This window comes from Ruminococcus sp. HUN007, from assembly GCF_000712055.1.
Taxonomy (GTDB): Bacteria; Bacillota; Clostridia; order Oscillospirales; family Ruminococcaceae; genus HUN007.
Map to the genome: position 1 here is coordinate 1,797,020 of NZ_JOOA01000002.1, position 17,241 is coordinate 1,814,260.

Consider the following 17,241-nt stretch of genomic DNA (forward strand, 5'->3'; position numbering starts at 1 on the left):
GGGTTTTATCGGGCATGAAAAACGGCGCCGCTCACGGAAATTATTCTGTAAGCTGCGCCGTTTGTGTAATAGGATTAATATTAAAGCTTGTCTATTTTCTTTGAAAGGTACTGACGGAGCTTTGCGAGGTCAGTAAGCTGGATCTTGCCGTCGCCGTCAACGTCGGATGCTTTTTCCTGCTCTGCAGTGAACTTTACGTCACCTAAAAGGTAAAGACTTAAGTTTGTAAGGTCTGTTACGTCTATTTTTCCGCTTCCGTCGAGATCGCCCTTAAGGAACTCTCCGGTTTTTGCTGTGGCACTCTGTGCCGGCTCTGCTGTTTCCTTCGGTGATGCTGTCGGTACAGGTTCTGTAACTGCCGGTGTTTCCGTTACCTTCGGTTCCTGTGATGCGGGTGTCGCAGATGTTTTCGCGGTAGGCTTCGGTGAACTACTGGCACTTTCGCCGCTTATCGGATAAGTCTTGAGGTCAGGAAGCTCGTCAAGAGTGATGCAGTATTCGCTCTGGTAGATCTCCTTAAGGTTTTCCACCGGATTGTTCTGTTCACTTGTAAGGTAGTTCATGTACCACGGGCAGAAGTAAAGCCATGCTGCCTTGTCGTTTACAAGGTTTTCAAGTGACGGAATGGAGTCGTTTTCCGTCATTGCAACCATCTTCTCACCGTCTGTGCTCTGTACGAGGCTGTAGAATGTCGATGCGATTGAGCTTAGGTTCGGCTCGCCGTCAGCCGCATTGTACTTGTCGTAGCCGACTAAATCAACTACGTCATCACCCGGATACCACTTTTCTGCATCCGGCGATGTTGAACCTGTCCATGTCCAGATAAGATTGTGTATGCCGTACTTGTTTGTGAGTTCATCGTACATGAGTCTGTAAAGTGCCTTGCAGGCTTCAGGACCTTCAGCACCCCACCAGAACCACGCACCTTCGGCTTCGTGAAGAGGTCTCCAGATTATTGCTACGTCTGCATCCTGTAATTTCTTCAGTTCACCGGCAATAAGTTCAAGGTCGGCAAGAACCTTTTCATTTTCCCATGTGCCCTCAGTAACTGCGTTCTTACAGCTGAAAGTTGTGAATTTCGGGTTAGCCGATTCAACGTAGAAGGCAATGTCATCGCTTCCCTTTTCACACGGTACATTCCAGTGCCATGTACATGTTGCTATGCCGTGGTACTTGTTTGTCCATTCTATTGCACGTTCCGGAGCATGGTCTCTCCAGTCGGAAGATGTGTTGTATGCAAGGAAGTCGATACCGCGGATCGCAGGCTGCTTGCCTGTTTCCTTTTCAATGTATTCAAACTCTGCTTCGTTATCCTTGATGAATACGTCCGGGCTGTTCCAGAGATTATAGTTGTGGTCTCCGCAGTATTCCTGCTGACCGGAAATGATGTGCTTGCCGTATGTGTCACAGAGATAGTTGTAGAGTCTCTTCGCCTGATCAGTTGCCTTCGGGTCGGAAAGAGTTCTTGTCGGTGAAAGATTTGTAAGCTTTTCACTTGCCGGCTTGAGCTTAATATAGTCAAAGAATGTGTAGCCCCAGTAAGCCTTGAGCTCGATAGTGTTCTTACCCTTTTTAAGATTTACTATACCGCCTGAAGTCTCAGCAAATTTCAGTGTGTACGGACAGGTAAGCTCGCCCTGGTTCACACCGTTTATCTGAAGGTACTGCACCTTCTTTCTCGGATCGCTCGGCTCTGCGTAGCATACGGTCATCTCATAAAGGCCTGCCTCCGGCATATCCACTTCAACACTCAGTGTAGTGTTTTTCTGGTCAAGATAGGCAAAGCCCTTTCCTGAAAATCCGGTAAGGTCTGTTCCCTCCGGCCAGTCGCTCATGTCAACGTCACCGGCACCGTTTGCGTAGATCTTTCCGCCTTCGGTCTTTCCATCCTCAAATTCGTACTTTACGCTGTTGTCCTCAGCTGCAGCCTTATCCATCAGAGATGTCGCAGGTGATACGGCAGCTGCTGCAAGAACGAGTGCTGCGGCTGCACTAAAGACCTTTTTAACTTTCATCGAATACATCCTTTCATATAGTTGCACTTAAATCTCATCTGATTTAAGTAATCGTTTACTTTAAATTAATTATAGCATATAAACTTAATTAATTCAACACTTCATAAAAAACAACTTGAACAAATTTAGCATATCAGATATAATAATATTATACGTATTTTGGAGAAAAATAAGCGGGCGCATATTTATTCATAAATATGCGCAGAGATACGGGGCGAAGCCCCCTTTTCCCTCATCCCGCAGATCCGGCGAAGCCAGATCTGCAGTTACTCAATGTTTTCATAAAGGAATCAGTATCATATGAGCAGTTTAAAGGAAGTTAAAATATTTACAGACGGAGCGTGCAGCGGAAATCCGGGGCCGGGCGGATGGGGAGCCATTCTCCGCTACGGCGAGCACGAAAAGGAGCTTTCCGGCGGCGAGGCGCAGACTACCAACAACCGCATGGAACTGACAGCAGTGATAAGTGCACTGGCTGCACTGAAAGAACCGTGCAGTGTCACTGTCACCACCGACAGTCAGTACGTTTACAACAGTGTGACCAAAGGCTGGGTCTACGGCTGGCAGAAGAAAAACTGGATAAAGGAAAAGAACACTCCGGTTCCGAACACCGACCTGTGGAAACAGCTTCTCCCGCTTTTGAAAAAACATAAAGTTGAATTCAACTGGGTACGCGGTCACAACGGTCATCCGGAAAATGAACGCTGCGACGAACTTGCTGTAATACAGCGTGACAGATACAGAGGATAATAAAATGGAAAAGAAATTCGTTTACGCCGATAACGCAGCAACAACAAGGATATCGCAGAGCGTTCTCGATGCCATGATGCCGTACCTCACAGATCAGTTCGGCAACCCTTCCGGAGTATACAGCATCGGCCGCAGGGCCAGAAGAGCGGTCGAGACTGCCAGACAGAAAGCCGCTCAGGCACTGGGATGTGAACCGTCGGAGATCTGTTTCACAAGCGGCGGCACTGAGTCGGACAACTGGGCGCTTGCCGGAACGTACAGAGCTCTTGCTCCTGAAGGAAAGAAGCGCATCATTTCCACTGTCATCGAACATCCGGCAGTGCTCAATACGCTTGAATATCTGAAAAAACAGGGTGCGGACATCGTGCTCCTTCCGGTCGCGGAAAACGGACGTATCGATCCGGAAGAAGTAAGAAAAGCGATCACTCCGGACACTGCACTCGTTTCAGTGATGGCCGCAAACAACGAGACCGGCGTTATACAGCCTGTTGATGAGATAAGCAGAATATGCGAGGAGCATGAAGTCCTGTTCCACACCGACGCAGTTCAGGCAGTCCCGCACCTGCGCTTCGACCTTGCGCACAGCGGCATCAGTCTGCTTTCCCTTTCCGGTCACAAGCTGCACGCACCAAAAGGTACCGGAATACTGTACATTAAAAACGGTCTTTCCGTTTCGCAGATCCTTTTCGGCGGTTCACAGGAAAGCGGTCTTCGTCCCGGCACTGAAAACACGGCAGCCATAGCCGGGCTCGGAAAAGCTCTCGAAGACCTGTTTCCGGATCACGAAGACAGAAATGCACGTATCAGCGCTCTTCGCGACAAACTGGCTGACGGCCTTCTGAAAAACGAGGGCGTGATAATGAACGGAGACCGGGAAAATATGCTTCCGGGACACTGCAGTATTTCCGTAAAGGGAGCTGACGGAGAAAAGCTTCTTCTCATGCTCGACCTCAAAGGAATATGTGCATCTGCCGGATCAGCCTGCACATCCGGTGACGCAGAACCTTCCCATGTACTGAAAGCAATGGGCGTAAAAAATGATTACATTAACGGCTCGGTACGTTTCACCCTCGACGAATACAACACTGAAGAAGACGTAGACTACATAACGGAAACTTTTGCAGAAATACTGAAAAAAGCTCTTTAAAAAAAGCTGCATGATCAGTATTTCGGACAGGCAGGGACCCGATTAAATCTGCACGAAACAGAAAAAGCATATCCCTCCCGCGTAAACATTGATGCGGGTAAGGATATGCTTTTTTATGTCACGGGATCTCATGAATTCCCGCGTCTGCAGTTATATTCACTTGTCAGCGAGCACCTTTGTGGTGTACTGACGTACATAAAGATCACGTCTGGTCGTAAAATCAGTTTCGGCATCGCCTGCAAAGGTATCAGGTTCTGTCTCGTACGTTTTTCTGCAGCTTCTCACTGCTGCAGAACAGACGAGAAACGCTGCTGCTGCACCGAGCAGCGAACCTATTCCTATACTTTTGGCCAGCACACTGCCCTGACCTCCGGATCCGGTAAAGCCTGTAACTGTTGTAAGAACACAGGTCAGAAGCACTACGGTCACAAAGACAAGCAGCGCCCAGAGCGAGATCTTAAGCGAAGACACCGGCATCCTGCCGGCAAATTTTCCGGTCTGCCCGTTTACTGCGAAGCGATAGGTCTTCCTGCCGCTGGTGTAGGTCAGAAGCCACATCGGTACAAGCACATAGTTCCAGCTTGCTCCGAGAATATCGATATCCTCATTCTGCGGTATGAACTCGTTGTACTTTGAGACAGACTTTCTGACAGTTTTTTTAGCGTCAGCTATTACCTTTTCCTTTATACATCTGAAGGCTTCTCCCTTGTTCACGGAACAGTACTCCGCCGGATAGCGGTATATATCCGAAGGATCAAAACGCTGAAGCTTTGTAAAATCATAGTTTCCTGCCATGTCGAGCAGTTCTTTGTCCAGTTTTCCGACTGCATCCGAAGGAACTGAAAAATACTCGGCTCCGCCGTGTCTTTCAATTGAATAGTCTCTCGTCTCAGTGTAAAGATCCCTGCCGTATATCCACGACTTGATTATTTTTCCTGTACCGATAACGTTTATTCCGACATTGCAGTCAGCCATCCACACCGGCAGATATACTCCTTTCAGACCTGAAAGCACCTCGTCCGAAGAAAAGAACGAAGGAGAGAGTCTGCCGTAGGCAAGGTTTTCCCTGAATATTTCGACCGCCTTGTCAGATCCGATCTCAAACGGAAGTATTCCTTCCGGACGATAGCCGGCAGGAAGGCTGCCTTTTTTCTGCAGTCCTCCGCCGCAGCAGAAGCACCACCCGATCTTAAGATCGGCTTCCGCCATTATTTCAGCTCCGCATACGGTGCATTTATAAAGCTCGCCCTGACAGAACTCATCATCATCTCCTGCTGGTTTTTCTGCAGGAGATGAGCCTTTTCCCTTGAACAGCTTTTTTACCTGTTCATCAGTAAAAAAACTTCCGCAGCTTCTGCAGCCGAATTTCCGGTGATCAGCTCTGTATTCCAGAGTACCGTCGCAGTTCGGACACTTACTCTGTCCCATTTTCACCACCTGTATTTTCTGCCGCTTCAGTTACTTCTTCCTCTGCCTCTGTTACTTCGGCATCTGAAGTATCGCTTTCACCTTCCGCATCAGCTGCCCCTTCACCGCTCTTATAAACCAGCGGGATCGATTTTCCTTCTTCATCATAGAAAGTAAGGTTATCGATATAAACATCTGCCTGATTCGGTATGCTCCATCTCATGAAAACAAGAGTTGAATCAGTTGTTCCGTCAACATATCCCTTTAACAGCCATTTGCCGTCAACGTGAAGATGTACCCAGCTGCACTGCCACTCAGCCGCTGCATATTCACTTGATGAGCCGTTCGGAACATACCAGTCGGAACAGTCTTCGCCGATGTTTGAGCCGAATGTGCCCATAAAATTGCCCGGCACATGAAGCATGGTTCCGTCATCCGTCCTGAAATCGCCTGCTGCAGCCTGGGTGAGGTCACAGCTGAAACTCTTTACCTTGCTTAAATTTTCCGAACCTACAAGTTCATCCATATCGAAAACGATCTTCGGAGTCTTGTATTTGCCTTTTTCATTGTCGAAGTCAAGAACTTCTATCTTCAGCTGCTTTGTACCCTTGAAATCAGCTACTGAAAGACGGCAGTTACTCTCGTCATTTTCAAAGTTGTTTTCATTCATGCAGTGCGCGGTGTAAAGATCACCGTCGTCAAATGTGATCGAGTTCTCATCTGCCACAAGCTCCGGATAATCCGGTTCCACGTATTCTTCTTCAGTTTCTTCCGGGATGCTTTCCTCTCCGTCCTGCACTGTTTCAGCCTCAGTGATCTGTGCAGCACTGTCAGTCTGATCAGGTGTGCTTCCTGCCGGTTCTGAACTGCATGAAGCTGCAGCAGCAGACAAAACAAATGCAGCAAGAATCAATGATATATTCTTTTTCATATTGAATCCTTATCCTTTCGTAGTTTCAGGGACGCCGACTGATTCACTCATTATGTCAATTACCTCTTCCATAAGCTTTGCCGGTTTGTCCGTTTTTGCAAGCTTTACGCTTATGTACGGTTTCGCAAGGCTGTTGAACATCACCCTCGCCCTGTAATGTGCCGACAGAGCCTTGATCTGGGACATCTGCGGAGACGCGGTATAGAAGAGCATGTATCCGTTTCGCTGTGTTATCTCCGTGATTCCGAGGCGGGCCGCTCTGTTTCTGAGGAGTGATACGCTTATCAGGCCGAGTATAGCCTTCGGCGGCTCTCCGAAACGGTCAGTAAACTCTTCGGTAAGCTCTTCGCTGTCCTCTTTCGTGCTTATTATTGCGATCTTCTTGTATGCATCTATCCTCTGAGCCAGACTCTCAATGTAGTCTTCAGGAATATGAGCATCTATCTGAACGTCAACGACGCACTCGCTCGCCTTTTCAGGTACTTCGCCCTTTTCTTCGGCTATCGCTTCGGAAAGAAGCTTTATGTACATTTCATATCCGACTGTTTCGATGTGTCCGTGCTGCTTTCCGCTGAGAATACTTCCGGCACCTCTTATCTCCAGATCACGCAGAGCGATCCTGAATCCGCTTCCGAACTGCGTGAATTCTCTGATCGCTTCAAGACGCTTTGTCGAAACCTCGTTCAATACCTTGCCGCGCCTGAATGTAAAATAGGCATAGGCCCTTCTGTTCGAACGTCCGACACGTCCGCGGAGCTGATAAAGCTGTGCAAGTCCGAAACGGTCCGCATCCTCAATGACAAGAGTATTGACGTTCGGCACATCCACACCCGTTTCGATTATTGTCGTGGAAACGAGAATGTCCACCTCGTGGTCAAGAAGCTGACGCCATCTCTCCGACATCATTTCCTCGGTCATCTGTCCGTGAGCATAGGTGATTCTTGCATCCGGAAGCATTTCGTGGAGCTTTGCAGCACAGGCTGCGATGGTTTCCACGCGGTTGTGAATGTAGTAGACCTGACCGCCTCGCTTGAGTTCCTTCGCGATCGCCTGCGCGATGACCGCTTCGTTGTGTTCGATAACATATGTCTGAACAGGATGACGGTCCTGCGGAGGTTCCTCGATGACCGACATGTCACGTATACCGCTCATGGCCATGTTCAGCGTTCTCGGTATCGGAGTAGCCGACAGCGTAAGAACGTCAACACCGATAAAGTTCTCCTTGAACTTTTCCTTGTGCTTTATTCCGAAACGCTGTTCCTCATCTATGATCGCAAGTCCCAGGTCACGGAACTTAACATCTTTCTGTACAAGGCGGTGCGTACCGATAATCATGTCTATCTTTCCGGCTGCAAGATCCTTGAGGATCTCTTTCTGCTGTTTCGGTGTTCTGAAACGTGAGAGAAGTTCGATCTTTACCGGGAAATGCTCGAATCTTTTCAGTGCGGTCTGATAATGCTGCCACGCAAGCACCGTTGTCGGCGCAAGAAGTGCGCACTGCTTGCCGTCGAATATACATTTGAAAGCCGCACGGAACGCTACCTCCGTCTTTCCGAATCCGACGTCACCGCACAGAAGTCTGTCCATAGGACTGCCCTTCTCCATATCGTGCTTGATCTCTTCGATACAGGTGAGCTGGTCATTGGTCTCAACATACGGGAAACGGTTTTCAAAATCACGCTGGAGCTCGTTGTCCGGTGAAAAAGCAAATCCCTGTGTTTTTTCACGCTTTGCGTAGAGTGCGATAAGTTCTGCAGCCATATCCTTTACTGCACGTTTTACGTTATTGCGCGTCTTCTGCCACTCGTTCGACGAAAGCTTGTTGAGCTTTACTCCTGCGTCATCGCGTCCGCCTATATATTTTGATACCATATCGAGCTGGGTGACAGGAACGTAGAGAACGTCCTTGCCGGCATACTGAATGGTGATGTAGTCCTTGGTAACTCCTTCAAGTTCCAGCTTTCTTATTCCGACAAAACGGCCTATGCCGTGAAGGGCGTGAACTATAAGGTCGCCCGGTACAATGTCGGAAAGTCCGCGTATCTCCTTGCCGAGCTTGTTGTTCTTAAGCTTTTTCCTGCGTGAGCTGATGGCACGTGCCTGCGAGATAAGAGCGTACTTTGTTTCCGGATAGTCAAATCCGGATGAAAGGCTTCCGTTCATGAGCAGAACTGTGCCCGGTTCAGGCACGGTGTTCTCTCCGGCAGTAACTACCGTAAATCCGTCGTCTTCAAGATCCTTCGCGATAATCGGAAGTGTTTTTTCACTTCCGGCCATAAGTATCACCCTGTAGCCGCTGTCGCAGTAGGAACGAAGATCTTCATTCAGCTGACGCATCTCGCCGCCCCAGGTGGAAGTCTGGACTGCTTCAAAGCTGATTATATGGTGATAAGGCACTCTGTCCGCACCGCTGAAGAACGTCGTCAGAAAAAAGCATGTCCTGTCATTCAGGCTGTCAGCAAGCTTCTGAAAGTTCATATACTGGGAACAGAGCGAACGTATCATTTCTCCGTCCTCAAGCATTATGCGGACGTCTTCGGTGTACTGTCCCTCGATTCCCTTTACACGGTTCATTATCTGGCTGTATTCGTTGAAGAACACGGCGCCGCTGCAGTAATCGAAAAACTGAGGAGTATTCCGGAAAGATCAGGTTGATGTACTTGTCCGAGTTTTCAATAAATATGCCCTGACGAAGTTTTTCTATGTCAGCTGCGGCCTTTTCACGGAACTTTCCGGCATTTGCCGCACGCGACTGTCCGGCAGTCTTTTCTATAAGATCCGCAAGTGCTGACGGTTCATAGATGAGCTCACGCGAAGGGATTATCATTACCTCTTCAACGCTGTCAGTTCTTCTCTGGCTTTCAGGATCGAAGTAATTTATACTGTCGACCTCGTCGCCCCAGAACTCGATTCTGTACGGAGCCGGAGCCTGCGGCGAATAGATATCAACGATCGAGCCTCTTATCGAAAACTGTGAAGGTCCTTCAATGCTTTCGCACTTTGTGTATCCGCAGCGGACAAGCCTCTTTGCAAGGTCTGATGTATCGAATTCGCTGCCTTTTTTTATAACGAACGAGTTTTCACGGAGAGCTTCCGACGGAGGCACGTACTGCATTACTGCCTCGGCGCCGGCTGCGACTATGCGGCATCTGCCTTCGAGTATTTTTGAAAGCACGCCAAGACGGGCATGTTCATATTCATGAGACACGCCCTCTGCTGAATGTATAGTGTATTCCCTCGACGGAAAACAGACCGCAATCTCCTCAGAAGCCATTTCATTTATGTCTTCCGCCAGCCTGCGGGCTGTATTGTCATCGTCCGTGATAACCAGTGCAGTATGCTGCTCCGAAACCGTGAGCAGAAGCTGCGCCTTGTGTATCTGAGCAAGTCCGGTCACGCATACTGGTGAAACACTGTCACGCAGACAGCGTTCAACATCACCGTACCCTGAAAGTTCCCGGAAACTCTGTTGAAAAATGTTCAATTTGATTCCTCTAATCAGTTAAATTTATTCATGGCTTCATTTATCTTTCCTGCCACCATAAGTTCTGCTGCCTCAGCCGCATGTCCGCATGCTTCCTTCATTTTCGGAATGTCGTCTGCGCTGAAGTTTGAAAGCACCCAGTCTGCAAGATTGTAGTCCGGATGCGGCTTTTTGCCGACGCCAAGCTTTATGCGCGGAAAAGTGTCCTTTCCGGTCAGATAAATGATGCTCTTGATACCGTTGTGTCCGCCGTCGCTGCCCTTGCGTCTTATGCGCATCTTCGACGGTTCAAGTGAGATGTCGTCATAGATAACGATAAGATGATCGGTATCGAGCTTGTAGAAATTCAGTGCTTCAACTACCGCCTCACCGCTGTTGTTCATATAGGTGGACGGCTTCATGAGAAGACATTTCTTCCCTGCGATCGTACATTCCCCGCAGAGCGACTTGAATTTTATACGCTTCACATCGGCACCGAGCTTTTCTGCAAGCGTATCAACTGCCATGAAACCGGCGTTGTGCCTTGTGTCCTGATACTGTATTCCCGGATTTCCAAGACCGACTATTATATATTCCACCGGCCCTGTACTGGTCTGTCCGGAAGATATCTGATTAAACAGATCCATTATGCCCATTTTTATCTCTCCGTTATCTTTATAACCCCGCGCTGATCACTGCAGGTTTTCTTTTCCCGCGCCTCACCGGAGAGGCTGCAGGATGATCACTTCTTCTTTCTGTTTTTAAGCTTTCTTGGTGCGTAGCCCTCGATGATCCTTGCCTCGCCGCGTTCGATAACGAGCGCATCAGCAGGAACATCCTTTGTAACTGTTGAGCCGGCAGCTGTGTATGCGCCCTTTCCTATCTTAACAGGAGCAACAAGGTTCGTGTTGCATCCGATGAACGCATTGTCCTCGATCGTACATCTGCTCTTCTTTTCGCCGTCGTAGTTTACAGTTACGACACCGCAGCCGAAGTTTACGCATCCGCCGACATCACTGTCGCCTACGTATGTAAGGTGTGCAACTGCTGTGCATTCGCCGATCGTGGAGTTCTTTATTTCAACGAAGTCACCGATCTTTGCGCCGTCAAGGATGTGGCTTCCCGGTCTTACCTGAACGAAAGGTCCTATCTTGACATTGTTTTCGATCTTTGAATCGTAGCACTGAACGTAGTTGAGCTTTGTGCCGTTTCCTACTGAACTGTTTTCGATTATGCAGTCAGGTCCGATCACACAGTCTGAACCGATAACTGTCTTTCCTGAAAGAACAGTTCCTGAAAGGATCTGTGTGCCTGCACCGATGACAACGTCACGTCCGATCGTTATACCGTCAGTACATGTAAATTCAACGCCGTTTTCAAGATGACGGCTGATAATGTCCTCACGGGCTGTCTTATTGAGCATGAGAAGACCCTTACGGTCATTTGCACCGAGAACAACGTTCGGATTTTCCGATCTGAATGCGTCGGCTCTCTTACCCTGCTCAAGAAGAACGTATATTGTATCTGTCAGGTAGTATTCGCCCTGCGAATTGTCTGTTGTAAGATGTCCGAGTGACTCGATAAGGTCAGCTGTTCTGAACCAGTATGCACCGGAGTTTATTTCCTTTATCTTCTTCTGTTCAGGAGTTGCATCCTTTTCCTCAACGATGGATGAGATACCGTCTGCTGTACGGATTATTCTTCCGTACCCCTTAGGTTCGTCGAGTTCTGAAGTGATCACCGTTACCGCATTTCCGTTTGCCTTGTGCTGTTCGAGTGATTTTTTAATAGTTTCACTGTCTATGAAAGGCGCGTCACCGCAGAGGATGAGTGTGTTTCCGTCTGTATTTTTCTTTAAGAAAGGAACTGCCTGCATTACTGCATGTCCTGTTCCGAGTCTTTCAGCCTGAAGTACTGTTTCGTACCTTCCGTCAAGATATTCATCTATCATCTCTGCTCTGTATCCCTTTACGATGCAGAGATCTGAAATACCTGCACCTTCACAGGCACCTATTACCCATTCGAGCATAGGTTCACCGAGAACCTTAAAAAGCGGCTTCGGCATATCTGCCTTCATTCTTTTTCCCTGTCCGCCTGCAAGTATTACTGCATTATCCATAATAGCACTCCCTGTTCTTTATAACGGCTGTCTTAAAGCAGCCTTATTTTTATTATACTCATATTTTCAGAGAAACACTGATCAGACCTGTCCGGCATTTCAAAAACAAATCAGCATTTCCATAGTTTAAATCTATAGGTATCACAAGATAATACCTTTTTCTATTATGCCAAATCTGAGATGAAATTTCAAGAGCTTTTGCGAAAAACAGGGCATCCGGCTTCATATTTTTATGCAATATTAATGTATATGGCATTTTAAAGACGTAAAACTTAAAAAAATACGATAATTTTTTTTAAAACTATGGTATTTTCGTTTTCATTATGGTATAATTATTATTAACTCCAGCCGCGTTACGTTATTTTCGGTATTTTATATAAGCGGCATGGAATATTCAGTTAATAAATAGGTAATCGGAGGTAATTACAAATGGCAAACAAATGGGTTTATACCTTTAAAGAAGGTAACATGTCAATGCGTAACCTTCTCGGTGGTAAGGGTGCTAACCTCGCTGAGATGACAGAAATCGGTCTTCCAGTACCACAGGGCTTCACAATCACAACAGAAGCCTGCACACAGTACTATGAAGACGGACGCAAGATCAACGACGAGATCATGGCTCAGGCTATGGAAGGCGTTGCATGGATGGAAAAAGAGAACGGCAAGAAGTTCGGCGATCTCAAGAATCCACTCCTCGTTTCAGTTCGTTCAGGTGCAAGAGCATCAATGCCTGGTATGATGGATACAATCCTCAACCTCGGTCTTAACGATGACGTTGTAGCTGCAATGATCGCAGGCAACCCGGACCCTGCTTTTGAACGTTTCGTATACGACTCATACAGACGTTTCATCCAGATGTTCTCAGACGTAGTTATGGAAGTTGGTAAGAAGTACTTCGAACAGCTCATCGACAAGATGAAGGAAGAAAAGGGCGTTCAGTTCGACGTTGATCTTACAGCTGCTGACCTCAAGAAGCTCGCTGAACAGTTCAAGGCTGAATACAAGAAGCAGCTCGGCAAGGACTTCCCTTCAGATCCTGTAGAACAGCTCAAGCTCGCTATCGAAGCAGTATTCCGTTCATGGGACAACCCAAGAGCTAACGTATACAGAAGAGACAACGATATCCCTTACTCATGGGGTACAGCCGTTAACGTAATGCCAATGGTATTCGGTAACCTCAACAACCAGTCAGGTACAGGTGTTGCATTCACACGTGACCCTGGTACAGGTGAAAACAAGCTCATGGGCGAATTCCTTATCAACGCTCAGGGTGAAGACGTTGTTGCCGGCGTACGTACACCAATGCCTATCGCTCAGATGGAAAAAGAATTCCCTGAAGCATACTCAGAATTCATCAAGGTTTGCGAAACACTCGAAAACCACTACCATGACATGCAGGACATGGAATTCACAGTAGAAAACAAGAAGCTTTACATGCTCCAGTGCCGTAACGGTAAGAGAACAGCTCAGGCTGCTCTTCAGATCGCTGTTGATCTCGTTAAGGAAGGTCACAAGACAGAGCAGGAAGCTGTTGCAATGATCGATCCAAGAAACCTCGATACACTTCTCCACCCACAGTTCGACGTTAAGGCTCTCAAGGCTGCTACACCACTCGGCAAGGGTCTCGGCGCTTCACCAGGTGCTGCTTGCGGTAAGGTTGTATTCACAGCTGACGACGCTGAAGCATGGGATGCTAAGGGTGAAAAGGTTATCCTCGTTCGTCTCGAAACATCACCTGAAGATATCACAGGTATGAAGGTTGCTCAGGGTATCCTCACAGTTCGCGGCGGTATGACATCACACGCTGCCGTTGTTGCACGTGGTATGGGTACATGCTGCGTATCAGGCTGCGGCGACATCAAGATGGATGAAGAAAACAAGAAGTTTGAACTCGGCGGCAAGACATTCAAGGAAGGCGACTACATCTCAATCGACGGTTCAACAGGTAACATCTACGAAGGCGTTATCCCGACAGTTGATGCTAAGATCGACGGTAACTTCGGTACAGTTATGGCATGGGCTGACAAGTACAGAAAGCTCAAGGTAAGAACAAACGCTGATACACCTGCTGACGCTAAGAAGGCAAGAGAACTCGGCGCTGAAGGTATCGGTCTCTGCCGTACAGAACACATGTTCTTCGAACCATCAAGAATCGCAGCATTCAGAGAAATGATCTGCTCAGATACAGTTGAAGAAAGAGAAGCTGCTCTCGCTAAGATTGAACCAATGCAGCAGGCTGACTTCGAAGCTCTCTACGAAGCACTTGAAGGCTGCCCGGTTTGCATCCGTTTCCTCGATCCTCCGCTCCACGAATTCGTTCCAACTGAAGAAGCTGACATCGCTGCTCTTGCAAAGGCTCAGAACAAGTCTGTTGAAGCTATCAAGAACATCATTTCAGGTCTCCACGAATTCAACCCAATGATGGGTCACAGAGGCTGCCGTCTTGCAGTTACATATCCTGAAATCGCTAAGATGCAGACAAAGGCTGTTATCAAGGCTGCTATCAACGTTAAGAAGGCTCACCCAGACTGGGCAGTTAAGCCTGAAATCATGATCCCACTCGTTGGCGACGTTAAGGAACTTCAGTTCGTTAAGAAGGTAGTAGTTGAAACAGCTGACGCTGAAATCGCTGCTGCTAAGTCAGACCTCCAGTACGAAGTTGGTACAATGATCGAAATCCCAAGAGCTGCTCTTACAGCTGACGAAATCGCTAAGAACGCTGACTTCTTCTGCTTCGGTACAAACGACCTCACACAGATGACATACGGCTTCTCAAGAGACGACGCTGGTAAGTTCCTCGATGCTTACTACGACAAGAAGATCTTCGAAAACGATCCATTTGCTAAGCTCGACCAGACAGGTGTTGGTAAGCTCATGAAGATGGCTATCGAACTCGGCAGACCTGCAAACAAAAACCTCCACATCGGTATCTGCGGCGAACACGGCGGTGACCCAACATCAGTTGAATTCTGCCACAAGATTGGCCTCGACTATGTATCTTGCTCACCATTCAGAGTACCTATAGCTCGTTTGGCCGCTGCGCAGGCTGCAATTGCCGAATCTAAGTAATTATTAGTATTTAATAATTATTACCTTATAAAAAATTACACCCCGTATTCTTCGGAATTACGGGGTGTTTTTTATAGCAGGATTTTTCATAAAGCATTCTGCTTAACGCTTGACTTTATTTGCTTTCATAATATCAAGACATCTCAGGAATGTATTTACCGAAGGCGAACTTGAAAGAAATTCAGTTGTCGCAAATTTTGCGACAACTGCCGCAGTAATGTGTTTAATGTCAGGTGCCGCACCGGCTATGACCGCTTTCGCTGAAAACTTCCCGGAAGAGGACAAGAACGGCAGCAAAAAGAATGCTGAGATAGCTGCTTCATCAGGAAACAAAAACGGCACCACTCCGAACCTCAGGAGGATGCCGCATCAGAAGATCCTGCCAGTGAACCGTCAGTAAGACCGTCCACTTCAGGAACCAATCTTCTCTTACCAGCAGTTATCATACTCGCCATTATTGGCGGAACTGCGTTCTACTTCTTCAGAGTCAAAGGTGCTGCTTCAAACAAAAGCAAGAAGCGTGGATTTGATGAAGAAGACGATGATTTCGACGACGGTGATAGCGTAGACGAATAATCATTCCGTCCTGTTTCGGGGCGAATACATATTTGGCACCTATTGAATAACTATTGTGACTATCGTAACTGTGTGAGAAATGGCAATAATTGAACTTGACATGCAATTTGTTAAATGATATAATTACAATGATTAAAAAAATCAATCTTATTCAAAGAAGGAGATACAACATGAATTCAAACAAAAATACGAGCAGAATATTAAAATTTGTACTTTCTCTCGCCATCATCGGAACCACCGCAATGCCTTCTGCACAGACAATGCCCGCATTATTTGACAACACAGCGATTTCCGTTAGTGCGGCAACGTCCTGCTGTTCCTTTGATTCTTCCACCGGAATCCTGACACTGAGCGGTATAGTATCCAAAGATGAGGTTATGAAATACAGAAACGCAAAGTCAGTTGTTTGTGAAGAAGGCACTCTTTTCCCACAAGACTGTAGTGGTTTGTTTATGGTATTTAAAGCTACCAGCATCAGTTTGAAGGGTGCCAACACCACCAATGTTAAAGATATGCACAATATGTTCGATAACTGCAACAACCTGACTTCACTGGATTTAAGCGGATTTAATACGAGTGAGGTCACAAATATGCACAATATGTTCCATTACTGTTCCAGCCTGACTTCGCTGGACGTAAGTGGATTTGATACGAGCAAGGTCGGAAATATGGAATCTATGTTCTGCGGCTGTTCCAGCCTGACTTCACTGGATGTAAGTAGATTTGATACAAGAGAGGTCAGATATATGAACTCTATGTTCTACGACTGTAAAAGCCTGACTTCACTGGATTTAAGCGGATTTGATACAAGTAATGTCACAAATATGACTGAAATGTTCTTCGACTGTTCCAGCCTTAAAGAACTGAAATTAAGTGAATCTTTTAAAACAAGCAATGTCACAAATATGGGTGATATGTTCCATTGCTGTTCCAGCCTGACTTCACTGGATGTAAGTGGATTTAATACAGAAAAGGTCACATATATGCATGGAATGTTCCACGAATGTTCCAGCCTAACTTCACTGGATGTAAGCAGATTTAATACGAGCAATGTTTATTCAATGAGTTATATGTTCTATAAATGTTCCAAACTGGAATCTCTTGATTTAAGCCAATTTGATACAACACATTGTTCGGCTGTTATGTATCAGATGTTCTATGCATGTAATAACCTGAAAATGCTCAAGCTCGGTGAGAAATTAAAAGGAATATCAAATGCGTCTTCTCTTCCGAACGGCAATGGCTGGGTTAATGTCAACGATTCAAAAACGATTGTAAGCGGCAACGGTGAGTATGCTGCTATCACAAACAACGGCACTAATACCTACAAGCAGTTTACGAATGAGTCGCTCACATATCCTACAAACATTAAGGTAAAATACAATGAGAAAAACCACCAGGTAAGATTTACATGGGACGAGGTAGAAGGTGCTGACAGATACAGTATCGCTGTTTATAAGTCAGGAAAGTGGAGAATCCAGGCTGATGACATCACTGACACAGTTTACACCTCACCTAAAAATCTTACTCCTGGCAAGACCTATAAAGTTGCTATTGCAGCAAGAGTTAATGGTGAATGGGATACTGAAAACGCCATCAAAAATGCTGTGTCTGTTACCATCAAGTGATAAACTGAGATTAATCAGCATTCAGAGCAAATCATAAATATATTTGTTTACAAGCATCATATACATAAGAGCTTCTCACTCCGAGGAGCTCTTTTATTTTGCCCTGAAAGGAATGATTCAATGAAGTTAGTAATCG

The 17,241-nt window shown here is 46.7% G+C and carries 12 protein-coding genes; 5 read left to right on the top strand and 7 right to left on the bottom strand.

What is annotated here, in order from left to right; all coding sequences use genetic code 11:
* Nucleotides 1–80 precede the first annotated feature (80 nt).
* Nucleotides 81–2,015 (bottom strand): glycosyl hydrolase, encoded by a 1,935-nt coding sequence (locus CC97_RS11895; RefSeq protein ID WP_049962874.1) that lies wholly within the window; start codon nucleotides 2,013–2,015, stop codon nucleotides 81–83.
* Between the two features lie 300 nt (nucleotides 2,016–2,315).
* Between CC97_RS11895 and rnhA the strand changes: the two genes are divergently transcribed.
* Complete coding sequence (gene rnhA, locus CC97_RS11900; RefSeq protein WP_044975148.1) at nucleotides 2,316–2,765, top strand: ribonuclease HI; 450 nt, start codon at nucleotides 2,316–2,318, stop codon at nucleotides 2,763–2,765.
* Nucleotides 2,766–2,769: 4 nt separating this feature from the next.
* Complete coding sequence (locus CC97_RS11905) at nucleotides 2,770–3,912, top strand: cysteine desulfurase family protein (protein ID WP_044975149.1); 1,143 nt, start codon at nucleotides 2,770–2,772, stop codon at nucleotides 3,910–3,912.
* Nucleotides 3,913–4,068: 156 nt separating this feature from the next.
* Here CC97_RS11905 and CC97_RS11910 read toward each other — a convergent pair whose 3' ends face one another.
* The 6 genes from CC97_RS11910 to glmU form a co-directional block, all read right to left on the bottom strand.
* Nucleotides 4,069–5,340, bottom strand: coding sequence for a hypothetical protein (locus CC97_RS11910; RefSeq protein ID WP_044975150.1), 1,272 nt, complete (start codon nucleotides 5,338–5,340; stop codon nucleotides 4,069–4,071).
* Nucleotides 5,327–6,250 carry a hypothetical protein gene (locus CC97_RS11915; RefSeq protein ID WP_044975151.1) on the bottom strand — a complete coding sequence of 308 codons (924 nt, stop codon included), beginning with the start codon at nucleotides 6,248–6,250 and terminating at the stop codon, nucleotides 5,327–5,329. The genes CC97_RS11910 and CC97_RS11915 overlap by 14 nt, the downstream gene beginning before the upstream one ends.
* 9 nt (nucleotides 6,251–6,259) lie before the next feature.
* Nucleotides 6,260–8,851, bottom strand: coding sequence for a transcription-repair coupling factor (gene mfd, locus CC97_RS11920; protein WP_242848170.1), 2,592 nt, complete (start codon nucleotides 8,849–8,851; stop codon nucleotides 6,260–6,262).
* Nucleotides 8,766–9,734, bottom strand: a complete 969-nt coding sequence (locus CC97_RS21065) for a hypothetical protein (RefSeq protein ID WP_242848171.1) — start codon at nucleotides 9,732–9,734, stop codon at nucleotides 8,766–8,768. The genes mfd and CC97_RS21065 overlap by 86 nt, the downstream gene beginning before the upstream one ends.
* Before the next feature lie 14 nt (nucleotides 9,735–9,748).
* Entirely contained in the window at nucleotides 9,749–10,369 is a 621-nt protein-coding gene (gene pth, locus CC97_RS11925) for an aminoacyl-tRNA hydrolase (RefSeq protein ID WP_044975152.1), read from the bottom strand.
* Between the two features lie 86 nt (nucleotides 10,370–10,455).
* Entirely contained in the window at nucleotides 10,456–11,832 is a 1,377-nt protein-coding gene (gene glmU, locus CC97_RS11930; RefSeq protein WP_044975153.1) for a bifunctional UDP-N-acetylglucosamine diphosphorylase/glucosamine-1-phosphate N-acetyltransferase GlmU, read from the bottom strand.
* A gap of 429 nt (nucleotides 11,833–12,261) precedes the next feature.
* Here glmU and ppdK point away from each other — a divergent pair, with 429 nt between their 5' ends.
* The 3 genes from ppdK to CC97_RS18955 all read left to right on the top strand — a co-directional run bounded on the left by ppdK (nucleotide 12,262) and on the right by CC97_RS18955 (nucleotide 17,105).
* Complete coding sequence (ppdK, locus tag CC97_RS11935) at nucleotides 12,262–14,901, top strand: pyruvate, phosphate dikinase (protein WP_044975154.1); 2,640 nt, start codon at nucleotides 12,262–12,264, stop codon at nucleotides 14,899–14,901.
* A gap of 109 nt (nucleotides 14,902–15,010) precedes the next feature.
* Nucleotides 15,011–15,301, top strand: coding sequence for a hypothetical protein (locus tag CC97_RS21595; RefSeq protein ID WP_044975155.1), 291 nt, complete (start codon nucleotides 15,011–15,013; stop codon nucleotides 15,299–15,301).
* Between the two features lie 346 nt (nucleotides 15,302–15,647).
* The gene (locus CC97_RS18955) at nucleotides 15,648–17,105 is read left to right on the top strand and encodes a BspA family leucine-rich repeat surface protein (RefSeq protein ID WP_049962875.1); all 1,458 of its coding nucleotides are present in this window, start codon (nucleotides 15,648–15,650) and stop codon (nucleotides 17,103–17,105) included.
* Nucleotides 17,106–17,241: the final 136 nt, after the last annotated feature.

Bases quoted from the DNA above. Each gene is read 5' to 3' on its own strand.
- ppdK (WP_044975154.1), top strand. From the start codon at position 12,262: ATGGCAAACAAATGGGTTTATACCTTTAAAGAAGGTAACATGTCAATG.
- rnhA (WP_044975148.1), top strand. From the start codon at position 2,316: ATGAGCAGTTTAAAGGAAGTTAAAATATTTACAGACGGAGCGTGCAGC.
- CC97_RS11905 (WP_044975149.1), top strand. From the start codon at position 2,770: ATGGAAAAGAAATTCGTTTACGCCGATAACGCAGCAACAACAAGGATA.
- CC97_RS11895 (WP_049962874.1), bottom strand. From the start codon at position 2,015: ATGAAAGTTAAAAAGGTCTTTAGTGCAGCCGCAGCACTCGTTCTTGCA.
- CC97_RS18955 (WP_049962875.1), top strand. From the start codon at position 15,648: ATGAATTCAAACAAAAATACGAGCAGAATATTAAAATTTGTACTTTCT.
- CC97_RS11910 (WP_044975150.1), bottom strand. From the start codon at position 5,340: ATGGGACAGAGTAAGTGTCCGAACTGCGACGGTACTCTGGAATACAGA.
- glmU (WP_044975153.1), bottom strand. From the start codon at position 11,832: ATGGATAATGCAGTAATACTTGCAGGCGGACAGGGAAAAAGAATGAAG.
- pth (WP_044975152.1), bottom strand. From the start codon at position 10,369: ATGGGCATAATGGATCTGTTTAATCAGATATCTTCCGGACAGACCAGT.
- CC97_RS11915 (WP_044975151.1), bottom strand. From the start codon at position 6,250: ATGAAAAAGAATATATCATTGATTCTTGCTGCATTTGTTTTGTCTGCT.